Consider the following 12228-nt stretch of genomic DNA (forward strand, 5'->3'; position numbering starts at 1 on the left):
ATGGTGCACGCGCGAAGCGTGGTCGGTGTCGGCCATGGCCGCGCTCATTGCTTCGGCAGGCGGGCGCGCGCTCGGTCTCTCAGCCACCGGCGCCTGCCGGCAGAGCTTGGTCGGTGATGGCATTACAATGCGCCGATGCATCCTATGTTGTTACGGGAACTAAGGCTTTGTTGCGCTTATGGTCCGCTCGACCTCATCGGCCAGTGTCCGGTGATGAACTGCCAGCTCGGCGAATAGCTCTTTCTTCGTCGGGCTGGTCGCCAGCTTGCTGATTAGCTCACACTCTTCCGCCTCGATCCGAAGTTTTTCCAAGTGCGCCTGCATGTCCTTCATGGAAGGCCTCCCCGCAAAAGGCGGGGATCATCTCATGCGGAATCTGACGGGAACAAGCTATGAGAACAGATGGCGACCAATGGGAAATGGGCTGAGAACATCAACCAAATCTCGCCTTCTTCGTTTAAGCCGAATTAGGGCTCTCCAAGAGCGCTCTACCCGTGCTGCCATGGTAAGGACACTCGCTGCGACAGATTAGGGCCCGGTGGAAAGTCAATATCTGCGATCCTCGCTGACATTTCAGGACAGAACAGTTTTTGGGAGTTTCAATGCCGGCGTGCTCCGCGGAGGACGAACAGCGCATTGGTTCGAGAAAACAGGCCTCACGCAGCGCGAGATCGCGCAGAAGCCGGGTGGGCTGAGGCAGCGGTGAGCGGGCGGCTGTTCCTTATTAGGAAGCGCGTCGCGAAGCGCGCGGATTAGCCCCAAGTGCCGGGGCCAATTTTTGTAAGGACTCAACGCAACGCCGCCCGCTTAAAATACACGCGAGCGGCGCTTGCTCTAGCCCCAGGAAGGTTATTGGCAAAATCCTGATACGTACAGTTTGGCACAAAATGCAAAGCGCGCGGATACCTAAGAATGCTTAACGTGTCCGTAAGAATACGGGAAAAGTGGCAAAGCTCGGTTCCCTCGCTGGGGCCGTCTCTTGTGCGCGAATTAGCATGCGCTCACAGAGAGCTGGCTCATTGTTGCGAACACGTTCAGGCTCGACCATATCGACCAGGTGGAGCGGGGCTTCTCAGCTTCGCTGCAATGTCGTTCGTCGTTCCCCCTCGTCGGCCTTCTTCTCATCGAATAGGCCGATCCCTTGGCTAGACGTCGATTCGGCCTCGGGGGGTAATCCCCTTGCTGGGTAGGCATCCGGCGTAGGCCGCAAGCTCGTTGGATCATTTCCGTTGCCAGCGCGTGAGCAGCTTGGGGTTTTTCTTGTAACCTGACGAGCTCGATCAGGCTTTCGATGCCAAAGTCGGTGAACGCCTGAACGCCATCTTCGACGACGCCACAGACCCAGATCAAGCCGTCCTCGATCTGCATTTCGATGGCAATGTCGCTAAGCCAGTCTTCGTCTTCACCAAGCGGCCTTCGCCGGCGAGATACACTTCCTCAAACGATCGGCAGCTTCATCAGCACCCACAATATAGCCTCACACCCATTCGTGCGGACCGTTACAGCCGACCCTATCAAAAGTTGGCGCGACTTCGTCAGCGAAGGCCCGGGGCAGAACGGCATTGTTGTGCATCGGGGCTCGTCAGCTTTTCGAAAGCTTACCCGAGTAGGGAGCCTCTGTAGGTGATCTGTGGAAGCGGAGCTAGCGTGGACCCTCCGGATTTTGATCCATTTGATGTGATCGCTTGGCCGCAGGTGCATCACGCCATACTGCAAGAACAGCAAGCGGGTCAGGCCGGGTAGGAGGACTTTGAACAGCGCCTGGAAGAGGCGGGTCTAGGAGAAGGCGCAGCTCCCATCCACGAGCCGCCGACTCTTCCAACGGCCTATCCTCATTTGTCCGACAAAGATCGAAACCTCATAGACCTTGCGATCCAGGAAGATGCTTCCGCCAGGCGAGCGGTCGCGGAAGTGATCACGCTCTCGCTGAGGGGTATACACGTCGGATCTGACGGAAACCTGACTTGGTTACTACGCACCCCTCGTCAGTACACAAGCGGCCTGTTGCCCCGAATAAGATATCCAATTGACACCATAGTTGGTCTCACGGATGAATTCGTCGAAAGCTAATCTTTCATGCTTCTCGAACCCTACGTAGTTGAAGTATTCGTCAAACACGATAACGCATCCCGGACGAATCTGAGACTTGAGTCCCGTAAAGATGCTTCTTGTGCTTGAATATATGTCGCAATCGACGTGGATGAACGCGACGGGCAGCTCGCGCTGAGCAAACACCGGAATTGTCTCATCAAACAGACCAACAATAAGCTCTACGTTCTTCGGAACGTCGGGCGCCTTGCCGCCACGATCGAAGTTCACCGGAAGATATCCGTTCCAGCGCTCCGGAAGGCCATTAAAGCTATCGAAGCCATAAAACGTCCGCTCTGGAAATCGCTCGGCCATGGTGCTGATGGTGTAACCGCCATAGACGCCGAACTCGAGGGCAACACCCGCACCCGCTTTTGACAAGGCATCGAACCTGAACTCGTCATGATCGGCAAAAAACACGGCATCAGCCATTTCTGTGCGGATTATCTCAATGGCTTGTTCTTGCGCAATCACAGACAAACTATGAAACAAGCTATGGTTCGTTCTGGGTAGCCCGTACATTTCCGCAGCGGTTACAAGTTTGCGCAGGTGTTCATTTGCAATGTCCTGCTTGCCGAGCATTGTCGACAAAGCTTCGGCGACCTGGCTGGAAGATTGTGCCAGCCGATCGATTGCTGCCAATAGGCGATCATCAGCCGGTTCTGTCATCGCGTCGCTCCTTTCGATGGCACTTAAAAAGTGTAGTGGTCACGCAATGCCGGAAAGGCGGCAATCAATAATGCACCAAGCATGATGCCGACGTTCGGCGCAACATCGAGAGCATCGCGCGCGCCGATCGCTATTTTTGCTGCTGCGACAACGTATAGAATTCTTAAGATGCTTCGGACGTCCGCTCCGTTCTCCATCACAGCACGTTTCCCCAAGCAACCGTGAGTGGCTGGCCTCTGAGCGCCGCTTGTGGGAATCCAAAGCTCTCCACGGATCCTGTCGATAATCTCCGCAGCGTGTCGCCGAGCCAATCTCGGGAGACCCGCGGCCAACGAAAAGTAGCGCGGGCGGCTTGGGGGACCACCCGCGCTAGTCTGGGAGGATGCTTGGCCATCCTGGGGGGCGCGATACATGAAAGCCAAGCCGTATTGCTCCGAGCAACTCGCGTGCCAGACAGGCGCGCAGCCTCCTCACGGGGCAAGCATAAGCTCATGAAGCGCGGGGACTGGGTCGAAACCATGAAAAACGTGCGGGCGGCGGCGAGATCCGCCCGCACGAGTTGCGCTACGAAGCGGCTTGGGCCTCAGGAGGTCGTGATTGGGCAACCAAGCCGCGCATCACTCAGCAACCGGCGTGCCAGACTGTGAAGAAACGACCAGAGACCAAAACGTTGTGCTTTTTCACGCCGCGCCAGGCAACCACTCGGGCGGCTTACGAACATGAATGTCGGAAACCTGACGCGGTCGTACGAGATCGGAGGGACAGTACCCAATAGTCGAGGTCGCGAGGTGATTGGATCAATTCTATCGTGCACAACGATCGACGCATCGGGTTCAACGATCAGCCTTTGCAACGGCTCCTCTTCGATCGGGCAGTTGAGCAGTGCGGCCGTTGCTTCACAATTGATCAGAGCCAGCTCACGCTTTCCGTCGTCTACTGCAAACGCGCGAGCTAAATGGCTGAACTCTTGGTCGTCGTATTCCTTGAAGATCGGCGGCCGTCACAGTTCATCTTGGTACGGCTGAACCTCCGGCCGGAGGGTGCGAGCGGAGGGTTACCCGGACACGGCCTCGCGTCAGTGTTGCTTGCCACCTACCGGTGTGCTGTTGGCTGCGGATTAGTCAGTGTCCTTGTCGGGTGCGTTGCCGCCGGCTGCCCTCTTCACGCCCTTGGTCGACTTCCTGCCAACTTTGGCGCCCGCGGTCCTGAGCTTGGGCGAGGAATCGTCATCGTCGCTCATGCCACTCTGTACGCTCCGGTCTTGCATGCCTTTGCGAGCCTTGGCGTCGGTGGCGAGACTTTGCGCAATGACGGAGTATGCGAGGAAAGCCGAAAGGCCGCATGCGATTACAGAGGTCTTCGCTAATTTCATCGATGTCTCCTGGATCGAATTGCTTGCGAGGGAGCGATGTTGGCTTAATGCCGCTGCGCCGTTCGCAATCGCGTTGAGGGTACGAACGGTCGCAACATTCACGACGCCCACACCAGCTCTGCCATTTGGTTTGTGCTATGTCCCGGTCCGATGCTTCGCGTCTTCAGAATTTGCTGACGGTTTCCAGGCTACGTCCTGACGTGGCGTGAGGTTCAAGCGATTTCTACAGTTTGATTATCAGTCCGCCGTTCTCGGGGCCGTTTATGTGGTATCAGGCTGATCTTCCGGGATCGTGCAGGTCTGGGTCTGTCGCTCAAGCGGCTCAAGGAGGCCGTCTTCCGCTCGCCGGCTAAATAGGCCCAATTGTTCCCCGGCAACGCGGATATTGGTATGGGCAATGGCGAGCCGCTCATGCTCGGAATTCGGAACCGTCCGACGGAAGGCCATCGAGAAGCTCGAGCTCGCGCTTTCGCAGATCGCAGTGTCGTCGCTGGCTTGGCGTGAGGCCTTCGCCTGCCTCGGCGCTTTTTGCGTTGGCGGCACGACGTGGACGCGCTTGACTGTGCTTGCTCGCGGAGAGCCGCCTGTTCGAGCAGGCTAGACTGGCGCAACCGCCTCAACCGTTCTCACGGCCGCGGTGCACGAGGGATGATCCTTCGTCACCTTCCTCAGCGAACAGGTTCGCATGGATCGCGAGATTGACTGCGGGGGTCGTGACGAGAGCGAGAAATCGCGCGGCCCCTCTTCGGAGCGCTTCGAGCATGCTGCGCCGATCTCGGCCCGGCCCACTCGTCGCGGTGGCTCATTGCGCGCTCTCGATCGTTCGGTCACGGACGATACCGCCCTTTGCGGCAGATTGTTTCTCTTTCTTCGCTGAATCGTTCCAGCATCTTGTGCAGTTGAACCGAGACAGGCCAATCTTCTCCTTGAGATTGCGCTTCAGCACGCGGACGCACGTGGCCTCTTTGATGGCTTGATCTGGCCGAAGACCGGCTTCGCCTCGATCGTCTGAGCCGCAACGCCGTTGCTGCGACTTTCTTCCCCTGGGCTGCGCCCATTCCTCGCGAGACAAGAAAGTCGCATCAACGCCGTCCTCCGCTGCGCTCCGGCCCTTGGAACGCGGGTGCGTCGCCGATCGTCCTCGGCCCTTAGATCGCCATCGAGGCCGCGGTGGTCGCGGGCTCGAAACACAACAGGAGAAGTGACATGGCTAACATCGGTTCCTTCAAGAAGCTGGGTAACGATTTCCTGGGCGAGATCGTCACCCTGAGCCTGCAAGCCAAGGGCGTCCGTATCGTCGCCGAGACCAACCGCTCCAACGACAACGCTCCGAGCCACCGCATCTATGTGGGCCGGGCCGAGATCGGCGCAGCCTGGTCGAAGCGCTCCGAAGAGGGCCGCGACTACCTCTCGCTCAAGCTCGACGATCCCTCATTCAACGCCCCGATCTACGCGAACCTGTTCGACGACGAAGGCGGCGAGGGCTATACGCTGCTGTGGTCGCGCCCGCGCAAGAACGGCGAGTGAGCCTCGATCCTTCAAAGCCCCGCCCAATCTGTCGGGCGGGGTTCTTTTTTCTGCGCGAGCCAGCGAGAATCTCTCGCTGTCGGACGGGTTGCACGGATCGATCTGGGCCGGCGACTCCGGCGCCGGCCCAGCGCAGATTTTGCGCGCGTATTGCGGCCTCAAACAGGGGTGCGTTCGTCGCCTCCTGTGCGCGCATAAGCGCGGCCTTCTGGGAGGCGGAGCGAGTCTAATAAGCGACCTTCATTGAATGCCGTTGCGAGCTTCTCGCTCTGTTCCCGGAAAGTTGCCTGGTCCGGGCCTGCGCGAGGAATTGTTTCCGCCGTTATCCGATCGGACGCAGCCCAGGCGAAATGGGGCGCGTGTTGGCCTCCATCTCTCAGTGGGATTTCTCTCCCGGGCCGACGATGGTGCCGTTCGGGTTTCCGTTCAGCAAGGACGGCTGGAACCGATAGGGAAGATCGGGTGTCGATAGGGAAGATCGGGTTGTGAATGTTTTTCACATATTGTATAATACGAGAAGCTTTTTCGCAGGAGGGGTTGATTTTGGCCCGAAGGCGAGCTGGCGAGTGAATTCACGACCAAGGGCATTTTTCACGGATTGAGCCAATGCAAGTAAGGTTTTCAGGTCCCGTGAGCGTTTTTCGTGATCGGAGGCTGCCAGAGGCCGCGACTCCCGCCGGCTACGCAGCGCTGATTGACGCCTACCAGCTTGCCGTCCCGGTCCCACGCGTGCTTTCCGCCGTCGGAACGAAGCACCGCATCCTTGAGCAAGCAGGATGGCGCATCTACACGCCGCGTCATGCGCCTACCGCGACCCTTGAGGGACATCTAACTTTCGCGCTCAAGAACGAAGGAATAGACCTCGCCATCCTGAAGCGGCTTTTCCTTGCCGTGCGGGAGGAGGAGATTGCGGAGCTTGTGAAGCAGACGCCGACCGGGCTCTACACGCGTCGCATCTGGTTTCTCTATGAATGGCTGTTGGGACGCGAACTCAATCTGCCCACGGCGGACAAGGTCTCCTATGTCGATGCCGTCGATACCGAACTCCAGTTCGCGAACTCCGGGCAGAATTCGATACGGCATCGCGTCCGCAACAATCTGCCAGGGACGTCGGACTTCTGCCCGCTCGTGTTCAAGACGAGAGCGCTGACGGAATTTGCGGCACAGGACCTCAAGGAGCGCGCCCGTGTCGTGGTCAGCCAGGTCCCGAAGGATCTGCTCGCGCGAACCGCCGCCTTCCTTCTCCTCAAGGACTCCAAGTCGAGCTACGTCATCGAAGGCGAGAGACCGCCGCAGGATCGCATCCAGCGCTGGGGCAAGGTCATCGGCGAAGCAGGACGGGCGCCGCTCGATGAGGCGGAGTTGCTGCGCCTGCAGCGGATCGTCATTGGCGATGAGCGCTTCGTAAAACTCGGTTTCCGTAGCGAAGGCGGCTTCGTCGGCGAGCATGACCGCGAGACCCAAGGACCTATTCCGGACCATATCAGCGCGCGTCACGAAGATATCGCCTGCCTCGTGCGCGGATTGATCGCGTTCGATCAGGCGGCGGAAATTGAGCTTGATCCCGTCGTTGCCGCCGCCGTGCTGGCTTTCGGATTCGTCTACATCCATCCGTTCGAGGATGGTAATGGCCGCATTCACCGATACCTGATGCACCATGTTCTGGCACGGCGCGGATTCAATCCTGCCGGGATCCATTTTCCTGTTTCAGCAGCCATTCTCGACAAGATCGGCGAATACAAGGACGTGCTGGAAAGCTATTCGCGTAGATTGCTTCCATGCATCGAATGGGAAACCACCCCACAGGGCAACGTCAAGGTCTTGAACGATACAGCCGACTTCTATCGCTTCTTCGACGCTACGCCGCACGCGGAATTTGTCTACGCATGCGTGCAGAGGACCATCGAACAGGATCTTCCGAGGGAAGCCCGGTTCTTGCGGAGCTTCGATAGATTCCGCTCGGGCGTCGAAAACATGATCGACATGCCGGAGCGGACCCTCAACAGCCTCCTTGGATTCTTGCAACAGAATGAAGGGCGACTGTCAAAGCGCGCCCGTGACAACGAATTCTCCCAGTTGACGCCAGACGAAGTCACGAAGATCGAGAAGCTTTATCAAGCCGCCTTCCACGATTCCGGTTAAATGTCTTTTCAAGCGTTGGCTGAGTTTATTGCCGTCTCCCTGCGGGACCGGGCTGTCGGCTGGCGCTGAAACCCCGGCTTGCGCCGGGTTTTCACCCTTCGGGCTTCCATCCCTGACGGAAGCTGCGGCGTGGCGGGATGTCGTGAGTCGCCGTCGCAGGTCCTTGGCATTGGCGAGCGACGATACAGGAGAGGCAGAGGGGAGCGGCCTTGGCCATGACGGGTTGAGGGTCGGAGGAGAGTCTTCCGGCGCCCGTCATGGAGATTGCTCCCATGAATACGCAGATTGTTGATGCCAGCCGTAACGCCAGTTTCGGTTACAGAGTGGATGTGAGCCGCGGCGAGCGCGTTGGTCGGGTGTCCTCGGAGTGGTTCTGTCGTCCGGCGGATGAGCGTTATCTGTCGCTCAACGAACTGGCCTGCACGGTGCGCGATCGCGCGGATCGCAGCCGGACGCGCGTGGTCGACAGCGCGCTCATCCATGTCGAGGCGAGCCGCGCCGATCCTGAGCGCCTGGCCTTGATGCTGCCCGGCTCGGACACGCCGGTCGCCCCGACCCACTGGAGCTTCGGCCAGCTTGCAAGCCAGGTTGGCGCTCCGGCCGCCTACCTGCGGCAGCTCCCCGCGGGACTCGCAGGCATCAACCTGCAATATGGCCTGACCGCCAATCGCGCCGAGCAGATCAAAACGCTCGAGACCGAGGATAGCCGTATCGAGCTTCGCGCTGTCACCGGACCCGACTATGGCCGGATCTACGACCACGAGCTGGTTGAGGCCGTACAGCGCATCGCTGGCAACGGCACAGGCGATACACGGTGGAAGGTGCCTGGTGCGCTCGACTGGTCAAGTGGCATCTACAATCCCCGCGTCGACATTTCCAAGGACACGACGACCCTCTACGCATCGGACAGGGACGTTTTCCTGTTTCTGGTCGATGACCTGAACCCGATCGAAGCCGGTCGTCTCCGGGACGGCTCGCCCGACCTCTATTTCCGAGGCTTCTATTGCTGGAACTCGGAAGTTGGCGCGAAGACGCTCGGCATGGCGAGCTTCTATCTTCGTGCGGTTTGTCAAAATCGCAATCTGTGGGGCGTGGAAGATTTCGAGGAGATGACCATCCGCCATTCCAAATACGCAGCCTCCCGCTTTGCTCACGAGGCAGCCCCGGCACTGTTGAACTTCGCCAACTCCTCACCCATGCCCTTCGTCAACGGCATCAAGGCCGCCCGCGAGCGGATCGTGGCACGCAGCGACGAGGATCGCACCGAGTTTCTGCGCCGCCGCGGCTTCTCCAAGGCCGAGACAGGCAAGGTGATTGAGGCGGTGCTGGCGGAGGAAGGCCGTCCACCTGAAAGCATCTTCGATTTCGTGCAGGGCATCACCGCCGTCGCGCGCGACAGGCCGCATCAGGATGTCCGCCTTGACATGGAGGCCAAGGCCAAGAAGTTGCTCGACCGCGTTGCGTAGTTGCGGCCAAGCCGGGGATTCCGTTCTCCGGCTTGGCTCGTCTGCGCTGTTCCGGTTCACCGGTTCGCTTGCACTGTCCTCTCGGGGAGACATCGATGTCCGTCGCGGGCTGATAGTTCCGCGGCGGCTCGGGGGCGGTAGCGCCGTCGGCAGACTGGCGGGTCCCGTTCAGCACCGAAGAATACGCCAAGTGCCGCTCGCTTACGATCTTTGCGCGGCCGCGTTCAGCTTCGGCCCGCGTGACCTCGGTTGCGAAACCGAGGGTGATCTGGATCGCATCCGAGATCGAGACCTACCAAGGTGCGAGGACGCGACCCAGTTTTCCGATAGCGCGGCAGCCGCCAACCACCGCCATTGCGCCCGCAAAAGCGAGAGCAAGAGAGGGGCGGGCCTGGTCGTGAACGGGTTGGAGGCCGAGAGAGAGGCTCCCGGCCGCCCGTTTCGGAGAAACTGACATGGCAAAGGCCGTTCAGAAGATCAAGCTGTCGTCCTCGCGCGACATTCCCTTCAACAAGCTCGTCTTGAGCCAGAGCAACGTACGGCGCCTCAAAGCCGGCATCTCGATCGAGGATCTCGCCGAGGACATCGCCCGGCGCTCCCTGCTGCAAAGTCTCAACGTCCGGCCTGTCCTCGACGACGAAGGCCAGGAAACCGGCACGTTCGAGGTGCCGGCCGGAGGTCGCCGCTATCGTGCGATTGAGCTCCTGGTCAAGCAGAAGCGCCTGGCGAAGACCGCGCCGGTCCCATGCATCGTCAGTGACATGGGTGACGAGATCACCGCGGAAGAGGACTCGCTCGCCGAGAACGTGCACCGCGTCGCGCTTCATCCTCTGGACCAGTTTCGCGCATTCCAGACCCTGCGCGAGCAAGGGCGGTCCGAGGAAGATGTCGCGGCTATCTTCTTTGTATCCGTCAACGTGGTGAAGCAGCGGCTTCGGCTTGCGGCAGTGTCCCCGAAGTTGCTCGAGGTTTACGCCGACGACGGCATGTCGCTCGAACAGTTGATGGCGTTCTCGGTTACCGCCGAACACGCCCGGCAGGAACAGGCCTGGGAGACCGTCAGCAAGTCGGGCTACGACGAACCGTATCAGATCAGGCGCCTCCTGACCGAGCGTGCGGTGCGGGCGTCCGACAGGCGCGCGCGATTTGTCGGCCTCGCCGCCTATGAGGCGGCCGGCGGCGACGTGCTGCGCGATCTCTTCGAAGAAGATGGCGGCGGCTGGCTCGAGGATGTTGCGTTGCTGGAGCGTCTCGTGGCTGAGAAGCTGCGGGCAGAAGCTGAATCGATCGCCGCCGAAGGCTGGAAGTGGATCGAGATCACCGCCGCCAGCCTTCCATACGGCCATGACCACGGGCTTCGTCGGCTCGACGGCGATCCGGCGGCTCTCAGCGCCGAGGAGCAGGCGCGCTTCGATGCCCTCCAGGCGGAATACGACGCGCTTCAGACAGGATTTGAAGACGCTGACGAACTGCCCGGTGAGGTGGACGCGCGCCTCGGCGAACTCGAGCAGGTGCTCGAAGCGTTCAACAACCGGCCGGACATCTTTGAGCCGGACCAGATGGCTAGGGCCGGCGTCTTCGTCAGCATCGATTGCGAGGGACGGCTTTCTGTCAATCGGGGCTATGTCCGACCGGAGGACGAGGAGCCTGCGGCCGACATCGAAGGCGAGCGAGGCACCGATGCACCGTTGACTGAAGGGCAGGAGCCCTGTGCTTCCGTCCAGCGCACGACGATTTCGCTTGCCGGTACATCGGCCGAGCCGGAGGAGCATGATGAGGATGCGGCAAGGCCGTTGCCGGATCGGCTCATCACCGAACTGACGGCGCATCGTACGCTGGCATTACGGGACGCGCTGGCAGAACATCCGGCAATCGCGTTCCAGGCGGTGCTGCACAACTTCGTGCTGACGGCCTTTTACCGGTGCGGATCGACAGGCACCTGCCTTGAGATCGGACTTCGCACGCCGACCTTTCCCGCTCAAGCCCCCGGGCTGACGGAAAGCGCATCTGCCAAGGCAGTGGAGGCCCGGCACGAGTCCTGGAAGGTACGGCTGCCCAAGAGCGAGAACGATCTCTGGGATGCGCTCACGGCCCTTGACGGTGCCGCACAGGCATCCCTGTTCGCTCACTGTGCGTCATTTGCGGTCAACGCCGTCCATGAACCGGCCAACCGTTCCAATCAGGGCCGTGTCTACGCTCATGGTGTCTGCTCTCGGCTCGATCAGGCCGATGTGCTGGCGCGCGCCGTCGGCCTCGACATGGTTCAGTCTGGCTGGAGACCGACCGTCGACAATTATCTCGGCCGCATCACCAAGCCGCGTATCCTTCAGGCGGTGCGGGAAGCGCGAGGTGAATCGTCGGCGCAATTGATCGATCACCTGAAGAAGACCGAGATGGCCAGGGAGGCCGAGCGTCTTCTCGAGGGTTCGGGCTGGTTGCCGGAGCTGCTGCGCCTCGTCGACGCCACCGCCTCGCCAGTCGAACAGGAAGGGGAGGCTGGCTCGCTCCCCGAATTCCTCGCCAACAAAGGGCAGGAGGACGGTGGCGAGAAGGCTGAACCACAGCTCGATGCCGCCGAATGATGCCTTATCGCGGGACGGCTCCGGCCGTCCCGCACGCCTTCCATCGCACGTTCCGCGCCCGGCTTCATGCCGGGCTTTCGGCCTTCAGCGGCCGTTTCCTCCTTTGCTTGTTCGCCGATGCTTGCCGACGGTTTGGCGGCGCGGTCGTTGTAATCTCGGCCGATCAGATCCTCGGCAAGTCCACGAACGATCTCCTCGAGGCGTTCATCGCTCAGCTCACGCGGTGAGACCGGCGGGGCCCTCCAAGCCGTGCCCGGCAGGTGCATTTCGTCTTGTCGCCGGCCGAATGTGCTGGCGCGGCGTGAGGGCGCGCGGCCGCCTCCTGAGAGGCAAAGAGCGGCCGGGACGGGTTTGAGCCGGCACGGTCCAGAGAGAGCGCCAG

At 60.5% G+C, this 12228-nt stretch carries 9 protein-coding genes; 5 read left to right on the forward strand and 4 right to left on the reverse strand.

Annotated elements, in window-relative coordinates:
- Positions 1 to 159 precede the first annotated feature (159 nt).
- From XH93_RS11895 to XH93_RS11910, 4 genes are all read right to left on the reverse strand, one after another.
- Entirely contained in the window at positions 160 to 333 is a 174-nt protein-coding gene (locus tag XH93_RS11895) for a hypothetical protein (RefSeq protein ID WP_194473643.1), read from the reverse strand.
- A gap of 1638 nt (positions 334 to 1971) precedes the next feature.
- Entirely contained in the window at positions 1972 to 2757 is a 786-nt protein-coding gene (locus XH93_RS11900) for a class I SAM-dependent methyltransferase (protein WP_194473644.1), read from the reverse strand.
- 23 nt (positions 2758 to 2780) lie between these two features.
- Positions 2781 to 2954, reverse strand: coding sequence for a hypothetical protein (locus XH93_RS11905; protein ID WP_194473645.1), 174 nt, complete (start codon positions 2952 to 2954; stop codon positions 2781 to 2783).
- Positions 2955 to 3874: 920 nt separating this feature from the next.
- Positions 3875 to 4129: a hypothetical protein gene (locus tag XH93_RS11910; RefSeq protein ID WP_194473646.1), complete on the reverse strand. Its 255-nt coding sequence runs from the start codon at positions 4127 to 4129 to the stop codon at positions 3875 to 3877.
- Between the two features lie 1206 nt (positions 4130 to 5335).
- Here XH93_RS11910 and XH93_RS11915 point away from each other — a divergent pair.
- The 5 genes from XH93_RS11915 to XH93_RS11935 all read left to right on the forward strand — a co-directional run bounded on the left by XH93_RS11915 (position 5336) and on the right by XH93_RS11935 (position 12073).
- Positions 5336 to 5656: a DUF736 domain-containing protein gene (locus XH93_RS11915; RefSeq protein ID WP_194473647.1), complete on the forward strand. Its 321-nt coding sequence runs from the start codon at positions 5336 to 5338 to the stop codon at positions 5654 to 5656.
- A gap of 606 nt (positions 5657 to 6262) precedes the next feature.
- Positions 6263 to 7798, forward strand: a complete 1536-nt coding sequence (locus XH93_RS11920) for a Fic family protein (protein WP_194473648.1) — start codon at positions 6263 to 6265, stop codon at positions 7796 to 7798.
- Positions 7799 to 8070: 272 nt separating this feature from the next.
- On the forward strand, positions 8071 to 9264 hold the full coding sequence (locus XH93_RS11925; RefSeq protein ID WP_194473649.1) for a DUF932 domain-containing protein: 1194 nt from the start codon (positions 8071 to 8073) through the stop codon (positions 9262 to 9264).
- 455 nt (positions 9265 to 9719) lie between these two features.
- Entirely contained in the window at positions 9720 to 11846 is a 2127-nt protein-coding gene (locus XH93_RS11930) for a ParB/RepB/Spo0J family partition protein (protein WP_194473650.1), read from the forward strand.
- Positions 11843 to 12073 carry a hypothetical protein gene (locus tag XH93_RS11935; protein WP_194473651.1) on the forward strand — a complete coding sequence of 77 codons (231 nt, stop codon included), beginning with the start codon at positions 11843 to 11845 and terminating at the stop codon, positions 12071 to 12073. Before XH93_RS11930 ends, XH93_RS11935 begins: the two co-directional genes overlap by 4 nt.
- Positions 12074 to 12228 lie beyond the last annotated feature (155 nt).

The sequence above is a fragment of the Bradyrhizobium sp. CCBAU 51753 genome, assembly GCF_015291565.1.
Lineage (GTDB): Bacteria > Pseudomonadota > Alphaproteobacteria > Rhizobiales > Xanthobacteraceae > Bradyrhizobium > Bradyrhizobium ivorense.

Bases quoted from the DNA above. Each gene is read 5' to 3' on its own strand.
- XH93_RS11895 (WP_194473643.1), bottom strand. From the start codon at position 333: ATGAAGGACATGCAGGCGCACTTGGAAAAACTTCGGATCGAGGCGGAA.
- XH93_RS11900 (WP_194473644.1), bottom strand. From the start codon at position 2,757: ATGACAGAACCGGCTGATGATCGCCTATTGGCAGCAATCGATCGGCTG.
- XH93_RS11905 (WP_194473645.1), bottom strand. From the start codon at position 2,954: ATGGAGAACGGAGCGGACGTCCGAAGCATCTTAAGAATTCTATACGTT.
- XH93_RS11910 (WP_194473646.1), bottom strand. From the start codon at position 4,129: ATGAAATTAGCGAAGACCTCTGTAATCGCATGCGGCCTTTCGGCTTTC.
- XH93_RS11915 (WP_194473647.1), top strand. From the start codon at position 5,336: ATGGCTAACATCGGTTCCTTCAAGAAGCTGGGTAACGATTTCCTGGGC.
- XH93_RS11920 (WP_194473648.1), top strand. From the start codon at position 6,263: ATGCAAGTAAGGTTTTCAGGTCCCGTGAGCGTTTTTCGTGATCGGAGG.
- XH93_RS11925 (WP_194473649.1), top strand. From the start codon at position 8,071: ATGAATACGCAGATTGTTGATGCCAGCCGTAACGCCAGTTTCGGTTAC.
- XH93_RS11930 (WP_194473650.1), top strand. From the start codon at position 9,720: ATGGCAAAGGCCGTTCAGAAGATCAAGCTGTCGTCCTCGCGCGACATT.
- XH93_RS11935 (WP_194473651.1), top strand. From the start codon at position 11,843: ATGATGCCTTATCGCGGGACGGCTCCGGCCGTCCCGCACGCCTTCCAT.